The 20,297-nt window shown below is 44.5% G+C and carries 15 protein-coding genes and 1 pseudogene; 10 read left to right on the top strand and 6 right to left on the bottom strand.

Annotated elements, in window-relative coordinates:
- Positions 1-773: 773 nt before the first annotated feature.
- From BN1002_RS17330 to BN1002_RS17290, 10 genes and pseudogenes are all read left to right on the top strand, one after another.
- Positions 774-3,344: a glycoside hydrolase family 84 protein gene (locus BN1002_RS17330; RefSeq protein ID WP_048826777.1), complete on the top strand. Its 2,571-nt coding sequence runs from the start codon at positions 774-776 to the stop codon at positions 3,342-3,344.
- A gap of 328 nt (positions 3,345-3,672) precedes the next feature.
- Positions 3,673-4,791: a plasmid pRiA4b ORF-3 family protein gene (locus BN1002_RS17325; RefSeq protein ID WP_048828031.1), complete on the top strand. Its 1,119-nt coding sequence runs from the start codon at positions 3,673-3,675 to the stop codon at positions 4,789-4,791.
- Between the two features lie 425 nt (positions 4,792-5,216).
- Positions 5,217-5,351 carry a hypothetical protein gene (locus BN1002_RS24385; protein WP_269429807.1) on the top strand — a complete coding sequence of 45 codons (135 nt, stop codon included), beginning with the start codon at positions 5,217-5,219 and terminating at the stop codon, positions 5,349-5,351.
- A gap of 322 nt (positions 5,352-5,673) precedes the next feature.
- Positions 5,674-7,338, top strand: a complete 1,665-nt coding sequence (locus BN1002_RS17320) for a sensor histidine kinase (RefSeq protein ID WP_048826776.1) — start codon at positions 5,674-5,676, stop codon at positions 7,336-7,338.
- Entirely contained in the window at positions 7,295-8,053 is a 759-nt protein-coding gene (locus BN1002_RS17315) for a response regulator transcription factor (protein WP_442853399.1), read from the top strand. The genes BN1002_RS17320 and BN1002_RS17315 overlap by 44 nt, the downstream gene beginning before the upstream one ends.
- A 146-nt stretch (positions 8,054-8,199) precedes the next feature.
- Positions 8,200-9,453: an ABC transporter substrate-binding protein gene (locus BN1002_RS17310; protein ID WP_048826774.1), complete on the top strand. Its 1,254-nt coding sequence runs from the start codon at positions 8,200-8,202 to the stop codon at positions 9,451-9,453.
- Between the two features lie 67 nt (positions 9,454-9,520).
- Complete coding sequence (locus tag BN1002_RS17305) at positions 9,521-10,468, top strand: carbohydrate ABC transporter permease (protein ID WP_048826773.1); 948 nt, start codon at positions 9,521-9,523, stop codon at positions 10,466-10,468.
- A gap of 17 nt (positions 10,469-10,485) precedes the next feature.
- Complete coding sequence (locus tag BN1002_RS17300) at positions 10,486-11,313, top strand: carbohydrate ABC transporter permease (RefSeq protein WP_082036282.1); 828 nt, start codon at positions 10,486-10,488, stop codon at positions 11,311-11,313.
- Positions 11,314-11,496: 183 nt separating this feature from the next.
- A complete protein-coding gene (locus tag BN1002_RS17295) occupies positions 11,497-13,194 on the top strand; it encodes an amylo-alpha-1,6-glucosidase (RefSeq protein WP_048826772.1) in 1,698 nt (565 codons plus the stop codon).
- A gap of 227 nt (positions 13,195-13,421) precedes the next feature.
- Positions 13,422-14,597, top strand: a pseudogene (locus tag BN1002_RS17290) (IS256 family transposase).
- Positions 14,598-15,165: 568 nt separating this feature from the next.
- Here the strand turns inward: BN1002_RS17290 and BN1002_RS17285 are convergent.
- The 6 genes from BN1002_RS17285 to BN1002_RS17255 form a co-directional block, all read right to left on the bottom strand.
- A complete protein-coding gene (locus BN1002_RS17285; protein ID WP_048826771.1) occupies positions 15,166-15,345 on the bottom strand; it encodes a hypothetical protein in 180 nt (59 codons plus the stop codon).
- A gap of 259 nt (positions 15,346-15,604) precedes the next feature.
- On the bottom strand, positions 15,605-16,204 hold the full coding sequence (locus tag BN1002_RS17275; protein ID WP_048826769.1) for a DUF2628 domain-containing protein: 600 nt from the start codon (positions 16,202-16,204) through the stop codon (positions 15,605-15,607).
- A gap of 493 nt (positions 16,205-16,697) precedes the next feature.
- Positions 16,698-17,153 carry a hypothetical protein gene (locus BN1002_RS17270; RefSeq protein WP_048826768.1) on the bottom strand — a complete coding sequence of 152 codons (456 nt, stop codon included), beginning with the start codon at positions 17,151-17,153 and terminating at the stop codon, positions 16,698-16,700.
- A 61-nt stretch (positions 17,154-17,214) separates the two neighbouring features.
- Positions 17,215-17,994 (bottom strand): hypothetical protein, encoded by a 780-nt coding sequence (locus tag BN1002_RS17265; RefSeq protein WP_048826767.1) that lies wholly within the window; start codon positions 17,992-17,994, stop codon positions 17,215-17,217.
- A 63-nt stretch (positions 17,995-18,057) separates the two neighbouring features.
- Entirely contained in the window at positions 18,058-18,504 is a 447-nt protein-coding gene (locus BN1002_RS17260) for a hypothetical protein (protein WP_048826766.1), read from the bottom strand.
- Positions 18,505-18,803: 299 nt separating this feature from the next.
- A complete protein-coding gene (locus BN1002_RS17255) occupies positions 18,804-20,210 on the bottom strand; it encodes a PQQ-dependent sugar dehydrogenase (RefSeq protein ID WP_048826765.1) in 1,407 nt (468 codons plus the stop codon).
- Between the last annotated feature and the right edge of the window lie 87 nt (positions 20,211-20,297).

Here is a 20,297-nt window from a genome sequence, read left to right as displayed (position 1 = left end):
TTTTTCTTGTTTTACAGTTTGGTTATTAACCATCTGCATTGCAAAGAGGATGATGTAGATTAGTTGATTATAGTGAAATGAAACCCGTCGGCGAATTGTGCTTGGCGGGTTTTGCTATTGGGTGAGTACACCAAAGTAGTAATACTAATAAATTTCCGACGCTATTTATGAAGTAATAGCAGAAGTAGAAAATTTATTATCGAGACATTTAATGAAGAAATAATAAAGAAAACCGATTTACAATAGTCTTTAAGTTGAACATCTTTGCTTTATTTCATAGAGAATTCACTATATAGGAAAATGTAAGAGTTAAAGCTGAGTTATGATAAATATTTATGATCCAATTAAGAGAGTAATCGAACAATTGTGTTAGTTAGATATAATTACCCCGGTCCTTTTTCCTGTAACGGAGAGATAATTGGCTTTCTACCGTGTTTTTGAGAAAATGCCTCTTATAAAAAACGGGATATATGTCCCTAGGAACCCTCGTACCCTATTGTTATAATGCGGGGTGTAGGATGAAAATATATTTCGCATGTTACTGACTTGATCAGGCAGGGCGGCGCTTTGTATGGAGGATTTTTCCTTCTTGCATTGTGTTGCCCTGCTTTTTTATCGGGATGTGGAAGCGGTTGCTCGTCTTCTGAAACTGGCAGGAGTTGGAGCATTACGGAGTATGGGGTTCGTTCTTGAATGTTCGAAAATGATAACGGGAGAGGTGGTAAACAAGGAGTGGAACGCATGAGATACACACACTAAAGGAGGAATTCCAAATGAAGAAAAGTGTTACCTTTTGGAAAAAGGCGCTCGTTCTTTCTACGAGTCTATTATTAAGTGTTCCAATTTTGCAAGGAGGGAATAAAGCCTCAGCAGCCGACAATGCCATCCAATCGATTAACCCAACGCCGCAAGAGGTTAAAGTGTCGGGTAATGGTTTCCCGCTTACCCCGAAAGTAGGTATTGTTACTGGGGAAAATACGGATGAACAAGCCGTTAAAGAAGTGGTCGAAGCGCTGGAAAAGGCCGAGGTAAAGAAAGTTATCCGATATAACGATCAGGAAAAGTACACGACTCCTGTTACGGTCTGGATTGGCGGCCCTTCGGAAAATGAAGCAGTCACCGATGTATTGAAACAAATGGGTGTTGAGAGCCCGGAAGCATTAAAGAGCGAAGGTTATGTCCTCGCATCGAGTACGAAGGGGAAGAAACAGATTGTCCTCGCTGGAAAGGATCAGACCGGAACCTATTATGCCGCGAAGTCGTTTTCCCAATTGATCCAGGAACGAGAAGGCAATGATTGGTTCCCGCAGGCACAAATCCGTGACTGGCCTGAAATGCCGATCCGCGGTTCAATTGAAGGATTTTATGGCCCGCCTTGGACCCATGAAGACAGGCTCAATCAGCTGGAATTTTACGGCGACAATAAACTGAATACATATATTTATGCACCAAAGGACGACCCTTATCACCGTGAAAATTGGCGCGAACCGTATCCGGAAGAGGAATTGGCGCGCATAAAGGAACTCATTGATGAGGCTAGGGAGAATCATGTGAAATTCACTTTCTCTATATCACCTGGCCAGTCAATCTGTTATTCAGGGGATGAGGATTTTGCCTTGCTGAAAAAGAAGATGGATGCGGTATGGGACTTGGGCGTCCGCTCCTATGCGATTTTCCTTGACGATATTGCTTTGAGCTTAAATTGCCAGGAAGACCGGGATAAATTCGGAAATGATTCGCATCCGGTTGCTGCTGCACATGCGTACTTGCTGAATCGTTTTACGAAGGAGTTTATTGAAACTCATGAAGGCGCCGAGAGATTGATTACCGTTCCAACCGACTATACCGGCAATGGGCCAACCCCTTACCGGGATCGGTTTGCCGAGTTGCTCGACAAGGATACGGTTGTAATGTGGACAGGCCAAAAGGTTGTTTCGGAAGAAGTGACTTCTGAAGAAGCTGACGAGGTTTACGGAGTCTTCAAGCATGATATGTTGCTTTGGGACAATTATCCGGTAAACGATTTTGACCGCAATAGCTTGTTCCTCGGCCCAATTGTAGGCCGCGATGCTGATTTAGCCGAGCATAAGGTGGTTGGATTGACGGCAAATCCAATGAACGAAGCAGAAGCTTCCAAAATACCTTTGTACACGATTGCTGATTATACATGGAACCCTGCTGCCTACAATCCGGCAGAATCTTGGGAACGCAGCATTCAAAACTTTGGCGGGGAAGCTGCCGAAACACTTAAGACGGTTGCCGCAAATATGTATTCTTCACCAATCAATAAGACAGAATCGCTTACCCTGACACCATTGATTGATTCGTTCTGGAAGGCGTATGTCGCTGGTAACGCGGATGAAGCGGCAGAACAGTTGATTGCCGAATTTAAAAAGTTTCAACAAGCTCCAGCTAAACTTCAGCAGGAGATGGACAATAAAAAGTTCCTTCAGGAAATCGAGCCTTATTTGGAGAAGTTAGAGATTTATGGGAAGGCCGGTGAAGCAGCGGTTCAATACGCCATGGCGCAAAAGAATGGACATGCCGGCGAGGCAGCTGGATACAGGGAGCAGCTGATTGCCTTGTTCAATCAATCCGAGCAAATTCCGCAAAAAGTGGGGCAAGGGGTTATCAAACCTTTCTTGGTGAAGAGTGCCTTAGGAGTGCCGCCGTTGGAACTTACGCTTCAGCAGGTCATTGACCAGTTCTGGAAAACGTATGACGGCGAAGGGGGCAGCCTGGAAGCCGCTCGGTTAGCCACGGAGTTTAAAGAGCTGCAGAAAATTTCCGATAATATCCGCAATGACATTAATGATGAGACATTTTTAAAGGCTATCGATCCTTACCTGCAAAACCTCAGCGTTTATGGTGAAGCTGGCGAGGTTGCGGTCGACTTTTTAATGGCAGAGAAAAACGGCCAGTCAGATGAAGCAGCTTCTTATAAGGAACGCTTAAAAACTCTAATGATGAAGGCGTATAAGCAGCCGCAGGAAATTGGCAATGAGGTCATTAAGCCGTTTTTGATTGAAAGTATGTGGCGTGACCGCGGTGTCATCGATTACCGCATGTTGGACGGAGTCAACAAAGGACGCGGAGGCGGTCAATTGATTCAATATACGCCTGCATATGGACCGACAACAAGGACGAACCCTTGGGGATATGAAATCACGGTAGAGGAAGGCAAGGTCGTAAAAAGAGGTGGCAATAATTCTGCCATCCCTGAGAACGGCTATGTCCTCAGCATCCACGCGGATGACTGGCTGCGGGATAATACCACCATTGGGACTGCAATTGTAATCGAAGACGGTGTTGTGCTCATTATTTCCCCTGAAAAAGCAAACTAGCAACTAATGCAATGCGCGAAAACCGGGAGGACAGGTTCCTGTTCCTTCCCGGTTTTTCTTGTTTCGCAGATTGGGATTTCACCGCCTTGACTGTAGTAGTATGATCGGAATTCCTGTTCTGGAAGGAAATCAGATAGGATTAACCGTTTGCCAGATGCTTGCCAGGATGGCGGGAGCCTAGGGGAGGCTTTGGTGCGGAAGGATACAAAAGGTTTTTATTTTGCAGGGAGTGGTTGGGCTTTTGTTGTCTGGCCTGCTTTTACATTTTTTCTATTGGGGCGTCCTTGTTATAATGGGGTTTAGAAGCCAAGTGTCGGGAAGTGATGAGATGAAAATTCAGTGTACGAAGAAGTTGTTGGAGAAGCTGGATGTTGAGCTGGCCCCGGTGGAGATGGAGGAGGATTCGCTGTTTTCGTGGCATGCGAATCTGATTACGGTCAACCGGAGAAATGCGGTTGTGGTGGTGAATGATAAGAATCGCTATGCGGTGATATTGCACGGGCTGAAGGCGAAGGATTTCAAGAAGCTCGGTGAACTTGCGGTGTTGGGGATCCGGGAAGCGTTCAGGGATGCGGGGATTAAGGAAGAAGTTATTGAGGCTTATTTCAGTGCGGCCGGGGAGCGTGCTTTTGGGAAAACAAAGGACCGGAAGTTAGTGGCGAGGCTGAATAAGGCTTGTGAAAATGTGGGTTACATTGAGGAAAGGTATCCGCTGGAGGGGATGTTCCCTGCGGATTTGACGAGATGGGTGAACGGGCTGCTTGCCGGTGATGGGAAAAGCTACATTTATCCTGATCAAGAAATGTATCAGGACCTTGAGGAGTTTTCAGGCGGGCCGGTTTTCGGGACGCGGGCTGTGCAGCTGAAAATGACGCTTGCGCTGGAGGAATATCGGCTTTGGCGAAGAGTGATTGTGCCACTCAACCGGACTTTTCCTGATTTGCATGAGATCATTCAGGCGGCATTCGGGTGGAAGGATTATCATCTTCATGAGTTCAATTTGTATGACGGTCCGGCGCCAAAGGATGTTTCGTTACGGTTTAGGGAGAAGGCGAAGCCGTTTCTGAATCTTGTTTGTTCCGAGGAGGCTTTTGCCTATCCTGTTGGTGATGTGGAGATGAAGATGGAAACGGGCATTCGGTTGTCTGACTATCTTCCGGCTAGCGAGTCGCTTGCCTATCGGTACGATTTTGGTGATGATTGGCTGCATATCATTGAGGTGGAAGAAGTGATTGATGAGTATGACAAGCCACAACCGATCTGCGTTGATGGGGAAGGGAATACGCCTCCGGAGGATGTCGGCGGGGAAGGCGGATATGCGGAGTTTCTCAGGATTGTTGCCGATCGGGATGACCCTGAACACGAGCATTTACTTGAGTGGGGAAGAATGCAGGGGTATAAGCCGTTTGAGATTGATGGTGTGAATCGGCGGTTGAAGCGGTTGTGATGCAGTGGGGCGGTTCTGTTGCTTCTTTCGTGTGGCGAAGGCAGCGGTGGGGGCGACCCTATGCTTTTGTGTGTCTGTAAATGGCGACTTAGCGCCCGGGCAGCGGAGGAGGTGCGGTTGTTCGGGCAGTAAACGGCTACTTAGAGCCCGAACGGCGGAGGGCAGATGGTCCTTCGGGCAGTAAACGGCGACTTAGAGCCCGAACGGCGGAGGGCAGATGGTCCTTCGGGCAGTAAACGGCGACTTAGAGCCCGAACGGCGGAGAGCAGATGGTCCTTCGGGCAGTAAAAGGTGATTTAGAGCCCGAACAGCGGAGAGCAGATGGTCCTTCGGGCAGTAAACGGCGACTTAGAGCCCGAACAGCGGTAGGCAGATGGTCCTTCGGGCAGTAAAGGACGACTTAGTGCCCGAACGGCGGAGGGCAGGTGGTCGTTCGGGCTGTAAAAGAAGAAACACTGGATGCAACCGTAAACGCAATAGCCGACGGATTGATTTCAAAAGCAAAAATAAGCTTTTGGGACACCTTACCTGAACAAAAGAACAGGGCGGCTGAAGAATAAGCGGAAATTAAGAAATACAACTTTTACGAATACACAATGGCTAGATTGAATAGCGTCCCTGTTAGAACTGCTGACCCGGTTCTGAAGTGGGCGTTTTTTATTTGTTTTGCTTTTGCCAGGCACTGTGCCTGGAGGATGGATGGCGAACTACTGGGTATTTTCTGTCTGCCTGTGAAAGGTGGGCTCTTGGTAAAGGGGCCAATTCCCACTAAAAACTCTTGCATTTTCCTTCTTTTCAAAAAATGGTGAATCTAGTATTGTTTGGATATGGGGATGGGTGAAGACTATGCTGAATCTTAGTACGCAGAAGAGATTGTTACTTATGTTTTTAGTTGTGGCGCTGATTCCGCTGCTGACGTTAGGGATTATTTCGTATGATCAGTCTTCTAAAGTGGTGAATGGCAAGCTGTCGAATTATAATCATTTTGCCGGGGAGAAGATTAAGACGCAGCTGGATCAAATCTTGGAGGATATGTATTTCAGCGCGGCGGAAATCGAGCAGTATTTGGTGGATAGTACGTCTGTTAATTTGCAGCACCAGGAGCCGAAAACGTATGAGGACTTTAAAGAAGTGGATAATATGCAGAGGCTGCTGCAGGCGCATAAGAAGTCTAATATCCGCGGTATCTATATCATTACCTCGTCAGGCTTTTATTATGGCGATTACGATTTTAAAATAAATGAATTTAAAAGGCAGGATATATGGAAAAGGACGGCCCAGAGCGGCCATTCGGAAATGGGGATTTATGAGCCGAGCCATCTGAAAAACAACCAGATTGAGCATGTCCTTGGTTTAATTGTACCTTTGGAAATTTCCTACGGTGTGTTAAATAATAGCTATCTGTTAATTGAAACGGATATTGACGATGTATACGACTTGATGGGGGTACTGGAAAAGGATCTCCAATCGAGAATCACGATTCGGAATGAAATGGGTGAGCCGCTCTATCATTCGAAGAGTGCTGAGTCGGACACGGCCGACGATATTCTCTGGAAGGAGAATACGAGTATCAATAATTGGGAGGTTGAAATCCGTGTGCCGCGCGACAAATTCTATCAATCTTCCCAAGTTATCTTGAAAATGGTTTCGATTGGCATTTTTATCGCGTTTATCCTCGCCCTTATTCTTTCGTATGTGTTTTCCACTCAATTTACTAGGCGGATTTTCGAGTTGAAACTAGCTATTGATGAAGTGAGCAAGGGGATTTTCGATACGAAGTTATTGGCGGATGGCCAGAAGGATGAAATCGGCAAGCTTGGCAGTCATTTCAACCGGATGGTTGAAAAAATTAAGCAATTGATGGAAGAGGTAAGGGAGAAAGAATCTACGAAGCGCGAAGCAGAAATGAAAGCGGTTCATTATCAAATAAATCCGCATCTTCTGTTTAACACATTGAATACGATCCAATGGAAAGCGCGGATGGATGGGAATGCGGAGATCGGCCGGATGCTCGTTCATTTAATGAAGGTGCTGGAAAAGAACTTGGATTGTACGATTGAGCTGATTCCGTTGAAAGAGGAGCTGCAGTCGCTTGAGCATTTCTTTGCAATTCAGGAGCTGCGGTATGGAAAAAACTTTTCCTTTTCATTAAAAATGGACGGGCAGCTTGAAAAAGGGCTGATTCCTAGAATGACCCTGCAGCCGATGCTCGAAAATATTTTTTTCCATGGATTCGAGGATGGGACGGGGACTATCGGCCTCGAGGTAACAGAGAGTTCTTCCTATTTCAGACTTGTTTTAAAGGACGATGGAAAAGGAATTCCTCCGGAAAAGCTGGGAGCGTTATTTACACGGCCAAGTGGGAAAGGCCGCGGCGGGATCGGCTTGTATAATGTGAGGCAAAAGTTTTATATCCATTATGGGACCGATTTTCACATCAATACGGATTCCGTGGTTGGGACAGGAACCACGATTTCGATAACTTGGCCAAAAAGGTGGGCGGATGAGGATGACGAGAGCAGCGATCAAAGTGTTGATTGTGGATGATGATACGATTGTGCGCCGAGGACTGGCGGCGACAGTCGATTGGGCAAGGTTTGGGATGTTTGTTGTCGGCGAGGCGCCCAATGGGAAGCGGGGCTGGGAGGAATTTTTGCGCCATGAACCGGATGTGGTCATTACCGATATCGTTATGCCGGAGGAGAATGGGCTCGAGTTCTCACGGAAAGTAAAAGCGAGCAGGCCGCGGACGAAAATTCTTTTGCTCAGCTGCCATAAGGATTTTGAGTATGCCCAGGCCGGGTTGAAGCTTGGAGCTTCCGGTTATTTATTGAAAACAACGTTTGAGGATGAAGAACTAAACCATTTCCTGGCCGCTTTTCAAACCGAACTTACAGAAATTGCGCCAAAGGCAGAACCGGACTTTTCTGATCAGCCGAAGGTGATTCAGCAGGCGGCAGAGTATATAATCAGAAATTTATCAAACCCGATGACCGTAGAGGATATTGCTGATGAGGTAGGAATGAGCAGAAGCCATTTAAGCACGTTATTTAAGAAAAAATTGGGCTGCGGCATCCATTCCTTTATTGAGGCGAAACGACTTCAACTGGCAAAACAGCTTTTAAAGGAATCGGACGTGAATATCCAGGAGGTTGGGGAGAGGGTCGGAATCCAGGACGCCAAATATTTCAGCAAATGGTTTAAACGTTGCACTGGTATTCCTCCCTCTGATTACCGAAACGAACAAAAAGGCAAGAATTAGCTAACAAAAAGACGATATTCGGAAAAACCAGAGAAATTTGCACGAAAATTCAAACAAATAGAAGTTTTTGACCGCTTCCGCGAAGATATACAATGGAAGCGGTTACTTTTTTAATAGTCAAAATTTTTTCTGAAAAGAGGGGTTTTATGAAAAAGAGGAATGGTTTGTTTTCGATGATAATTGTACTAGCTCTCCTGTTGGGCGCTTGCAGTTCGAACACTTCGTCCGGAGCGGAGAAAAAGGACGGAAAAACAGTTTTACGCTTCGCAACTTGGGACGCGGGGGAAACGCTCGAAATCCAGGAGAATATCGCAAAAGCTTTTGAAAAGGAAAACAAAGATGTAAAGGTGCAGGTCGAAGCTTACGGTGATGGATTTGACCAAAAGATTGCCGCTTCATTCGGAGCAAAAAATCCACCTGATGTAATGTATATGTGGGATTTTACAACGTACCACCAATCGCTTGAACCTCTTGATGGCTATACAGAAAAAGATTCCGACCTAAAGATGGAGGATTTTTATGAAGGGCTGTTCAACTATTCCAAGGTGGATGGAAAGCTATACGGGATGCCGGCCGGCTTCTCCACTATGGTTGTCTATTATAATAAAAAGCTATTTGACGAAGCAGGAATTCCTTATCCGCAAGATGGCTGGACATGGGATGAATTTAAAGAGACTGCCAAGAAGCTGACGGATAAAAGCAAAAAGCAATATGGCTTTGCTGTAACGTCCGAGCCAGATACATATGATTTGCAAGGCTTGGTTTGGAGCAACGGCGGCAGCTTTATTTCTGAAGACGGCAAGAAAATTGATGGAGTCATGAACAGCAAGGAAACGGTTGATGCGCTGCAAATGTACAGCGATATGGTGAAAGAGGGAATCGCTGTTTCGACTGGCGGGGCGAATCAGCAAAGTGCGAGTGAAATTTTCAAAGCGAATAAGCTCGGGATGCTAGTAAATGGTGTTTGGTCGGTCCAAAGCTATAAGGATGCAAAGGTCGACTTTGGAACGGTGATGATGCCATCGTTTGGTTCCAAGCCTGTAAAAGGATTGATTAACTCGTCATCAATTTCAATCGCGAAGGATTCCAAGAAGAAAGAACTAGCCTGGAAGTTCGTGAAGTTCTATTCTTCCGCTGAGGCAATCAAGATGAGGACAGCCGACCTGCCAGTAAGGAAAAGTGTCGTGGATGAAACGAAAGTGACGGAAGATCCATTGTACAAGCCATTCTACACCATGCTTGAAAAAGCGGACAATGCACCGGCATTCCTTCTGAATAAGAATTGGAACGAAGTAAACCGCAACCTATCCGCGGCAATCAACGCATCGATGATTGGACAAGATACAAAGCCGATGCTCGATAAAGCTGTAAAGGATTCGCAAAAATATTTGTCTAAATAATTTGTTAGGGCTCCACAAATCTTTAGTCATTGTGGAGCCTTCCTAAAATGGCAGGAGGAGGCATTCGATGAAATCCGGCTTAAGTATTGGCACCGCACCCTCGGCACTTCAGATAAAGAAGCCAAGAAAATGGGGCCAAATGGCTCCCTATCTGTTTATCGCCCCGTGGATCATTGGTTTTGTCGTATTTACGATCGGGCCGCTATTGTTTTCATTGGTGATTAGTTTTTATGATTGGCCTATTGTCGGGGAAGTGCAATTTGTTGGGCTTTCCAACTATATTACGATGTTCACGGATGACCCGCTGTTTTGGCATTCCTTATGGGTCACGGTGAAGTATGCGATGGTTTTTGTTCCATTGAATATTATCCTGGCGTTATTGCTGGCGGTTTTGCTGAATCAAAAGGTAAAGGGAAGTTCACTGTTCCGGACGTTTTTCTATGTTCCTTCCGTTATTTCCGGGGTTGCGCTGGCGATGATCTGGGGGACGGTTTTCGATGGCGAATACGGAATATTAAACTACTTGCTTTCTTTCATTGGTATTGAGGGGCCGGGATGGCTAAGTGATGCCAACTGGGCGCTGGCGGCGATGGTTATTGCTAGTCTTTGGGGCCAGGGGACAATGATGCTGATTTTCCTGGCGGGTTTGAAAAACATCCCCACAGATCTATATGAGGCGGCGGAAATTGATGGGGCCGGGAAGCTTTATAAATTTTTCAAAATCACAATTCCATTATTATCGCCGACGATTCTTTTTAATTTAATCATGACGATTATCGGTGCGTTCCAAACACTGACGCTCGCGCTCGTGTTGACTGGCGGCGGACCGATGCAGTCGACGTATTTCTATGCAATGTATGTGTATGAGAATGCGTTTAAATATTTCAAGATGGGTTATTCTTCGGCAAACGCGTGGGTCATGTTCATCATTGTCCTGGCTTTAACGATGCTAGTTTTTAAATCATCGAGCATGTGGGTGTTTTACGAAAATGAAGTAAAAAATAAAGAAAAATAAGGAGGTGCCGATTCCGGATGAAAGTACAAATGCGAATCCAAAAAAGCATTGTATATGGTTTGTTGATTGCCCTATCGCTATTATTTCTTTTGCCGTTTTTTTGGATGATGATGACCGCTTTGAAGGGCCCGGAGGAACTTAGCATGTATCCGCCAAAATTCTTTCCGTCTGAGTGGCATTTCGAGAACTTCGCCAAGGCATGGAACAGTCAGCCATTCAATCTTTTCCTGTTGAATAGTGTGATTGTCACCGTGATGACGACGCTTGGGCAGATTATTTCATCGACTTTAGTCGCGTACGGTTTTGCGCGGTTTCAATTTAAAGGGCGGGATACGCTGTTCATTATTTTGCTTGCGACGATGATGATTCCGTGGGAAGTCACGATGATTCCGCAATATATGGCATTTAATATGTTTGGCTGGATTAACACGCTGAAGGCGCTGATTGTTCCTTCGTGGTTCGGTTCCGCGTTTTATATTTTCCTGCTGCGGCAATTCATTATGTCGATTCCGAAAGAGCTGGATGAGGCGGCAAAAATTGACGGAGCGAATGTGTTCCAGATTTATTATAAAATTTATTTGCCGCTCGTGTGGCCAGTCATTGTGCTAATCGCGGTATTCAACATATTAGGCAGCTGGAATGATTATTTAGGGCCGCTGATTTTCTTGAATGACCAGAGCAAATATACGTTGACGCTGGGGTTGGCGCAGTTTAAAGGGGTTCATGATGTGGACACGAACGGTATCATGGCCGTGACGTTCCTGATTAGTATTATTCCGCTTGTGTTGTTCTTTTTGGCGCAAAAGAAAATTGTCGAGGGTGTGCAGACCACTGGTTTAAAATAATAGAGTGTATGGATGAATTTAGGTTCATCCATTTTTTTGCGAAATTCCCTTCTGAAATTAAGCCAAGGCTTCTTGGTGAATTTAGCTATAGGGCTTCGCTTTCAGCGGGGCGGCTTTCGTGAATATGAAAAGAAAGATTCAATTAGCTTATTTAACCGAAGAATTTAATAAGGAAGTGAATTCATGTTTGATATAAAAAAAATCCCTTTCAGCCGTTATGGTTCATTTATAACGATTTCGCCGAAGCATAGAAGGGGCGGTGATGGGGCGCTTTATATACGGAATATCCGGAACGGGGACAATGATTTTGGCGAAGTGTTCCGGATTGAGTTGGTGCGTGATGGCGAGCCGCTGTCCTATCAGCCTGAAATGGATCCGAGTTTGCTGCGCCTAAAAGCAGACGGAGGCTTTGCGGAATTTTGCATTACCGAAGCGCGGGTTCTGCAAATAAGGAGCGAAGGTGTCGGGGTTAGACTGACGGGGGTTACTGGTGCTTATGATTACGCTGCGCTTATTGGCGAGAATCACTGGGAAGTGAATCATTCGTCTCAGGAAATGCGCTATATGCTTAGGGCGGTTAAGGGGCGGATTGAGATGGATGCCCCGTTCAAGGAGCAGCGCTGTGAAAAAATCGTTGTTGATTTTCTACCTGATTCGCGGTCGGCGGAGATGGAATGTGTGCTGGAGGAGTATACAACCGTGTATCGGCCCCGTTCCTATGCTTCTTTTGCAGAGGGGCATAAGGCCGTAAAAAAAGAATTCGAGTCATGGATTGAACGTGTTCTGTCAGTGCCTGATGAGTTTGAGCGCGGGCGGGAGCTGGCTGGCTATATTACGTGGTCCTGCGTCGTTTCGCCTGAAGGAAAATTGACTAGGCCGGCGATGTACATGTCGAAAAACTGGATGACGAACATCTGGAGTTGGGACCATTGCTTCAATGCCATGGCTCTTGCAAAAAACTCACCAAAACTTGCCTGGGATCAGTTCATGATTTTCTTTGACCTGCAGGATGAGTCGGGGATGCTTCCGGACTTCGTCAACAATCGCTTTGAATTGTGGAATTTTACAAAGCCTCCGATCCATGGCTGGACGTTAAGGCGGATTATTGAACAGACCGATTATGTAAATACGGAGAAATTGCAGGAAGTTTATTTGCCGTTGGCGAAATGGACGCGTTGGTGGTTGGCGTATCAAGATAGTGATGGGGATGGAATCCCGCAATATAACCACGGGAATGATAGCGGCTGGGATAACAGTACGATTTTTCGCAAAGGAACTCCGGTGGAAAGTCCGGATTTGTGTTCGTTCTTAGTTTTGCAAATGGATATACTGGCGGAAATCGCGGAGAAACTGGGACGAGAAGATGAAGCTAGAAGGTGGAGGCTCGGATCAAAGGAATTGTTACTGAACATGATCGATCATTTCTGGGATGGCGAGAGGTTTGTGGCGAAAAAATCCGGCACGCATGAAGTGATTGAATCAGACAGCCTAGTACTCTATATACCTATTATTCTTGGGAAAAGGCTTCCGGCTGGGATTCTGGGAAAATTGGTGGATGGAATAAAAAATAAGGGCTTTTTAACAGAACATGGCCTGGCGACAGAACTGCCGTCCAGCCCGTTCTATAAAGAAGACGGCTACTGGCGCGGGCCGATTTGGGCGCCAACGACCTTGCTGGTTGTGGATGGACTGCTGTCGGCGGGGAAAAAAGAGCTGGCCCTTGAGATTGCCCGAAGGTTCTGTAAAATGGCAACAAAGTCCGGGATGGCGGAAAACTTCAATGCCTTAACCGGGGAGGGCCTGCGTGACCCAGCATTCACCTGGACATCCAGCGTATTCCTAATTCTCGGCCATTTACTCCAGGAAAATGAGAAGAATTAGTCTTAGATAAGAGTGGCCTTCTGTTACAAATGATGCAGGGGACGGTTCCGTTGCTTCTTTCGGGTGTCGAGAGAAGCGGTGGAATCGTCCCTTTGCTTCTTTCGGGCTGACTTAGAGCCCGTACAGCGATTAAGTCCGTATAATTGTGTAAAAGAAAAGGGTCACAATACGTGTTCCGTGATACAATGTTTTTCGACCAAGAAAACCACTATACGGAGGACACGATTATGACCCAAATTAATATTACTATAAACCTTGAGGATCTCAAAGGCAAAATCGAAAACAGTTCGTTAGAATCTCCCGTTAAAGCCTCTTTATCCCTTATTCTAAACTCTCTAATGGATAAGGAAAGGGATGAGTATATCAATGCCCTTCCTTACGAAAGAACGGAGGAACGCAAAGGTCAACGCAATGGCTTTTACTCACGTTCACTAATCACGGGGGTAGGTGGCCTGGAATTAAGGGTCCCCCGCACGAGGGATGGGGAATTTTCCACTTCCGTCTTTAAGAAATATGAGCGCTGGGAACAGGCCTTAATCCTGTCCATGATGGAGATGGTTGTGAATGGAGTCTCAACCCGAAAGGTATCCAAAATTGTCGAAGAGATATGCGGAAAAAAGGTCTCAAAATCATTTGTATCCGAATTAACCAAGGGGCTTGATCCCATCGTTAATGAGTGGAGAAACCGGCCCCTCAATGCCTTCTATTACCCATATATCATCGTTGATGCCATGTACATTAAAGTTCGTGAGAACGACAGGGTTGTTTCTAAAGGAGTTTATTTGGCATGTGGGATCAATGAGAAAGGAAACAGGGAAATTATTGGGCTACAGGTAAACCATGCTGAATCGACAGAAAACTGGTCGCTATTTTTTGATTACTTGAAATCGCGAGGCCTCCAATCACCTAAAATGGTCATTTCCGATGCTCATTCAGGCTTAGTAAAATCTATTAAACAATCTTTTCTTGGGACTTCATGGTAACGGTGTACGGTCCACTTCCTTCGAAACATCGTTGAGTCCCTCCCTAAAAAGAATACCCAGGCAGCTCGCGAAGAGCTGAAGGATATTTTTAGAACATCGCAGCTAAAAATTGCGCGTGAACTGAAAAAACAGTTTATAGACAAATACCACGATCAGAAAAGCTTTCAAAAGGCAATTAACGTTCTAGAGGAAGGTTTCGAAGACGCCATGCAGTTCCATTCCCGCCCCTTGATTCATCATAAGCATGTTAAGTCGACGAATATGCTGGAACGCTTGAACAGGGAAATAAGGAGAAGAGAAAGAGTCATTACGATATTTCCTCATGATCAATCCGCAATCAGGATCATTGGCTCAGTACTTATGCAAATTGAAGAGGGTTGGGATGGAAAGCCGTTCCTTAAGGACGCAAACCAGAATTAAAAAAAGCAGGAGAAATTTTTAAAAAACTTTCAGTCAGGAGAGGGGCTCCCCGCCCCTCCCCTGACTGAATATTCAAACATAAAACAAACCACTATATTGATTGACTAACATTGATTTTCTTTTTACACATAATAAAGGACTTGACTCGTACAGCAGTGGTCAGGTGATCCTTCGAGCTGTAAATGAAGACTTAGTGCCCGAACCGCGGTGGGCAAGTGGCCGTTCGGGCAGTAAATGGCGACTTAGAGCCCGAACAGCGGTGGGCAGGTGGTCCTTCGGGCAGTAAATGGCGACTTAGAGCCCGAACAGTGGTTGGCAGTTGGTCCTTCGGGCTGTAAAGGACGACTTAGAGCCCGAACCGCGGTGGGCAGGTGGTCCTTCGGGCAGTAAATGAGGACTTAGTGCCCGAGTGGCAGTGGGCAAGTGGCCGTTCGGGCAGTAAATGGCGACTTAGAGCCCGAACAGCGGTGGGGGTGCGGCCGTTCGGGCTCTAAAGAAAGTTATAGTCAATTTTGAAAAGCCGGCTGGATGGAGCGGAAGGCTTTGAGACTCTTAATCTATGTAGTTTTTAATAAGATGAGCTTAGTAGTGTGTATTCGTATGTAAATGGTTGATGCAGTTCAAGGGGTGCGATATCAGCGTCAATATACATGTAGCCGTTTTTTTGTTGGATGAGTAGGGCTTTCTTTAGCTGAAGAATACTCATTCCCGGGCGTTCTTTTAACATTTGTTCTAATGTGATTTCCATGCTAAGCCATCCTTTCGTTTATTGTGGTTAACACTATTATCACATTGTTTTCGTGCGAAATGACGCTATAATTGTTGCAGGGTGATGTCCAACTCTTGACAAATTTTTGTCTTTTTATTGGGAATTCGATTTTGCCAAAAGCTTTTAGAAATAGATAAGGAGCCAGACCTTTATTGGGATCTGAGCTCCTTATTAATCTTCTCAATTGGGAAACGCCTGCAGTTTTTTGCAACATTCTTATCAAGTTTGTTTATAAGGATTAAGCCGCCTCAAAAATACCGGCTAACACTAAATTAATTATAAAATACACAACAAACAAACCTAGGACGATGAATACTCCGCCCCAGCTTGAACCTCCCCGTTTGCGTAAAGCAGCTTCCTGTTCTTGCAAGTTATTAGGGAATTGGTTTTTAACATCCTCAATGTTTTTTTGTGCATGTAAATAATAATGGTAGTTTCCGGAAATCCCCAAAATGGCAGCAACGACTAAGCCTAATGTGTTATTTATTTTGTCCATAGCTGGATTGTTAATAATATACGAAATAATATCAAAAACTACAAAAGCGCCCAAAATGATTAACACGAGTTTGTACATTTTCCGGTAGCCCAGCCAGAACATCCCGGCTAAAAAGGCTGCCCAGTTCCAGCCCATATTGCTCCCTTTATTTTTTGGATTGTTCCATTTCCGCAAATAATAATCGGCCTTTTTTCCAACAAAAGTCCGTACTTCATGGTCGCCAGACACTGCATCCGATGATCTGTAGGAGACCCCTGTGTTTACGGCCACAACTGCTTTGCCGCATGATGGGCAAAATCTATCACCTTCCTCAATTTTTGCTCCACAATTAGAACAAAACATTCAATCACCCCCTTTTATGAATTTTATGCACTTTTTTACATATGCTTCCATATTAACACTATGAAACTAGTGTTTTCAATTTTAAAGTGCGGAAATTGCTGAATTGTGTAAAAGGTTGCGCTCGGGGGGGAATGATTTCTTATGTGGGAATTTTGAGTGTGAGGGAGGGGGCTGTTCCAGTGTTTCACTGTGATTGTATAGCTCCGAATACGGTATGAATTGGATGGAGGGTAAAGCATGCTGGCTTATTGCATAAAGGGCAAAGAAAAAAGAGAAATACCGGCCCAGAAAAACTCCGGAGCCGTTTTCATCCTTTTCTTTCCATATTGAAATTTTGTAAAAGCCAATTTTTATGTATGTACAGTACCGGCCAAAAAAAATCCCTTAAAACCTGTTTGCCTATCAGATATTTAAGTAGAGTCGTATTATCACTAAATATGAAGTGGGAAGAGGGGTTTGTCGTTACCGAACTATTCATTGGATCACTATAGAATTACTTTGCTTTTGGCTTTATTTTTTCTAGTTCTTTGATCGCTTTTTGAACTTCATTATCCATTTCGGCGGAAATCCTTTGTTTTTCGGCTTGGTTGTTTTCGAGCTTCATTTCCTTAATTAACTGGTCTGCATACTGTTGTAAGGCAATAATTCTTTTATTCTTTTCATCTTCCGTATACTGTTTTAACAGCTGAGCGGAGTTCTTCAGTTCCAATTGCAGTTCTTCCTTTAAACGAATCCTTTGTTTTACTTTTTCTTCTTCGATGGCTTTTTCAATTTCGCTTATGGACTCTTGTCCATTTTTATTAAACCAATTAGCCAAAAGAGAGTGAATATCCTGATCAGCATATGCAACTCCGATATTGCTAATAATGATGCAGCTCAAAAGCAGAACTCCAATCAGAAATTTTAAACTTAATTTGCTCTTTTTATTATTTTGGTCTTTCTGGAACATTTTGAAAGCCCTCCATCTTTACCATGAGGGCCTCTAAAGAATTGAGGCCCTCATGATAGGTTTAATAATCGGTGTTAATATTATCAATAACTGTAGCGTCGAGGTCTGCCTTGGCCTTATTTACGCGGTCTTGTGCTTCTTTAGAGATAAATTCTTGCTGTGCGGCTACTAATTCATCCTTTTTAGTAGATATTAAAGACCGAAGTTCCGCCATTTTCGCATCGATTGCATCTTTAATTTCCTGTGTTGTTGCTGAAGTTTCAGCATTCAATTGCTTTACTAAATCCTGTTTTGCATAATAAATCGAATCTTCCAAGGCTCTAATCGCATCAAATTCAACTGAAGCAAGTTGTGAATTCATGTCTACATAAGCATCCCACCCCTTGCTTTCTGTATGTGTTGTTAAATCACCGTATTTTTCGGATAATGTTTTTTCACCGGCACTGTTAATCGCAGTTTGAGCATCTGCAGAAATAGAATCGAATTGATCATCCATATAGGCTAATATTTCGGCCTTTTTGTTTTTTATGTCAATTAGATGCTTGTTCTTAGCAGCATTGATCTCTGCTTTGGCTGCGTTTTGTTTCTGGGTCTTCGTTGTATTGATGCTGTTTGTAGCCTCAGTTTTTAAAGCATTATACTCCTTGTAATACGCTTCAGCCTTCTCATTACCATATGCTGTTGTTTCTGACTGGATAAAAGCAGCTGACTTCACAAATTGTTTATCATACCATGCCTTTAGAACAACACCTGCATCTGTGTTGGCAAATGTTGCCCCTACTCCTGATAATAAACCTACCGTTACGACCCCTGTTACGACTTTTGTTTTAAGTGATTTCAAGATTAAACTCATCCTTTCGAATAATAGGTTATTTGTTCTAGACCTGATTAGGGTGGATTAATTTTATTCTTCGATTACTTCCAAAAGATCCGATAGAATAGCAATAGTATCCATTTTAATCTGAGCTGCTTCTCGTTCTTTAAGTTGTTCTTTATACTGTTTCATTTTCTGTTTATGCTGTATCGTTAACTGTTCTTTTGCTTCGTGTAGCTGTTGAATAGAATGGTCTTTATGTTCATTAATCGCTTTTTTTCCATTTCCTACTTCGTTTAATTTAAAATTTAATATTTGATTTTCAGCATTTTGTTTTTCGAGTTGCGTGTCTGTTGATAAGCTTATTATTGCTATCCCTGTTTTGCCTGATGTCTCGTCTTTTATCTCGTTGATTCGTTGGTCAAGAGATTGTTTAAACCAAGTCGGAATCGCTTCTCCACTGTTCGAAAAAGCATATGTAGTTCCTACTCCTGCCATCATAAGTGCAAAAAAACTAAGCGCTGCGATTCTCTTCATTTTCACCACCCTCCGCTCCTTTTTAGTCCAGATTGTTCTATATAGTGAACTTACAAGTTCATTATAATATACTAAAAAACTTAAATAAAATCGCATTTACTGCCAAATAGATCCAAAATGGGCGTGAAATAATAGTAAATCGCCAGTTTTCTCTTAAATGCTCATTATATCGTTCATTATATAAAACAAATAGAATTTAATAGAGAACGAAATAAATGCAAAAATTTTTTTGATAGTGAAAAAGCAGGCATGACAAATAGCCCCCACTATAGATGAGGGCTATAATTTGTCGCTTAGCTTTAGGAGATAACTTCATAGATTGTCCCTTGGTTAAGATCGGTTACTTTCATTGAGTTGTAGGTGCCCAGGTAGAGTTTGGTCTGGTTTTGGTTCGCACCGAGGCTGACGTAGTAGGCGGATTGGGAGCCGAATTGGTGGTCGATTTCGATTACTTCGTAGTCGTTTAGTTTTCCGTCTGTTCTGGCAGTGGTATATGCTAAAACGCCTCTGACAGGGGAGGAGCCTTTTCTGGCCAGGTCGGTGAAGACGACGCTTCCGGTTAACGCGGGGATACCGGTTCCGCTATAGGCTTGCACTCCTGTCAGGGCGGTTCCGCCAAATTTACCTGGGCGGGCATCATTATGATAATAAGTGGTTAATGGCGGCAAGCGTCTGACGGACGTTGTGAGTGCTTCAGTGAAATAGGCGATTGTATGCGAATCGAGGGACGGATTGCCGGGGCAGCCTTGTAAAACTGGTGTAGGAAAAGCGCCTTCCCATCCGCGCCAACCGAAGTTAATTAAATTATTGCCGAGTTCAGCGTTCAATAGTGAGGCTCCGACAAGCTGGGTAACCGGGATGGGCTTATATTGAATGAAGGAGAAAATGGATTCTGCAAAGTCTTGTCCGACAATGCCTGCATATTTCATAAATTGGTTTTGGAAGCTTTGAAATGAGATACCTGGTATATTCCGGACTCCTTTGGCGATGACCGTAAGGGTTTCCTGGATGGCTGTTGGCAGTTCGTTGAATCGCGTGACGACAGGCGGATTGGCGACAAATGTATTTTTGCCGACATCGATTTCAATGATTTTGCCCGCGATTTCCAAATCGTCCTGGGCCAAGTTAAATGGGTCATAGCCCGCGCCGCCGTCCCCTGTAGTTAAAACAAGCTTTCCTGTTTCGGGTGAAAAGTTTAAACTATTGACTCCGTTATGATTAAAAAATGGCCTTCTGATGTTAAGCAGCGCGCGCCGTTTCTGTGGCGGGCCATTTGATTGCAGCATCCATTCTTCCACTGTATTGATGTGATCGTATTGTGTGTCTCTGTTTATCCATCTGAGGTTCAATGTGCCGGGATCGCACGGATTAGGCTGAAAAGGGCCGGAAAGAGCGCCAGGGCCTTGTGTTCCGGCGACAGAATAATGCAGATAAAACAGGCCGTTCCTCGTAAAATCCGGATGAAACGCAAGTCCGATCAGCCCCCGTTCGTCATAGCCGCCGCCTGACGTACCGAGCTTTATAATCCGCGGGCGAATATCCAAAAAGGTCCTCACATTTCCGTTCCCGATATAATAAATCTCCCCAACCTGTGAGGCAATAAATAACCTCTCAACCGACTCACCCGGCAAAACCGCCATCTTAATAACAGTAGGCAAATTAACTCCGCTCACAATCGGCCGCAAACGAACCCTCAAACTTCCCACCCACTTTACATCTCTTTTTGTTATATTCTTCTAAAAGAATATGGTCAGAAAGATGCGGTTAGTACCCTTACCATAGAATGGAGATGG

This window comes from Bacillus sp. B-jedd, from assembly GCF_000821085.1.
In the GTDB taxonomy this organism is placed as follows: Bacteria; Bacillota; Bacilli; order Bacillales; family Cytobacillaceae; genus Bacillus_D.
Note: the sequence above shows the minus strand (reverse complement) of the source record. Positions and strands in the feature narration are given on the sequence as shown.

Bases quoted from the DNA above. Each gene is read 5' to 3' on its own strand.
- BN1002_RS17320 (WP_048826776.1), top strand. From the start codon at position 5,674: ATGTTTTTAGTTGTGGCGCTGATTCCGCTGCTGACGTTAGGGATTATT.
- BN1002_RS17295 (WP_048826772.1), top strand. From the start codon at position 11,497: ATGTTTGATATAAAAAAAATCCCTTTCAGCCGTTATGGTTCATTTATA.
- BN1002_RS17300 (WP_082036282.1), top strand. From the start codon at position 10,486: ATGAAAGTACAAATGCGAATCCAAAAAAGCATTGTATATGGTTTGTTG.
- BN1002_RS17270 (WP_048826768.1), bottom strand. From the start codon at position 17,153: ATGTTCCAGAAAGACCAAAATAATAAAAAGAGCAAATTAAGTTTAAAA.
- BN1002_RS17310 (WP_048826774.1), top strand. From the start codon at position 8,200: ATGAAAAAGAGGAATGGTTTGTTTTCGATGATAATTGTACTAGCTCTC.
- BN1002_RS17285 (WP_048826771.1), bottom strand. From the start codon at position 15,345: ATGGAAATCACATTAGAACAAATGTTAAAAGAACGCCCGGGAATGAGT.
- BN1002_RS17275 (WP_048826769.1), bottom strand. From the start codon at position 16,204: ATGTTTTGTTCTAATTGTGGAGCAAAAATTGAGGAAGGTGATAGATTT.
- BN1002_RS17305 (WP_048826773.1), top strand. From the start codon at position 9,521: ATGAAATCCGGCTTAAGTATTGGCACCGCACCCTCGGCACTTCAGATA.
- BN1002_RS17260 (WP_048826766.1), bottom strand. From the start codon at position 18,504: ATGAAGAGAATCGCAGCGCTTAGTTTTTTTGCACTTATGATGGCAGGA.
- BN1002_RS17325 (WP_048828031.1), top strand. From the start codon at position 3,673: ATGAAAATTCAGTGTACGAAGAAGTTGTTGGAGAAGCTGGATGTTGAG.
- BN1002_RS17315 (WP_442853399.1), top strand. From the start codon at position 7,295: ATGAGGATGACGAGAGCAGCGATCAAAGTGTTGATTGTGGATGATGAT.
- BN1002_RS17330 (WP_048826777.1), top strand. From the start codon at position 774: ATGAAGAAAAGTGTTACCTTTTGGAAAAAGGCGCTCGTTCTTTCTACG.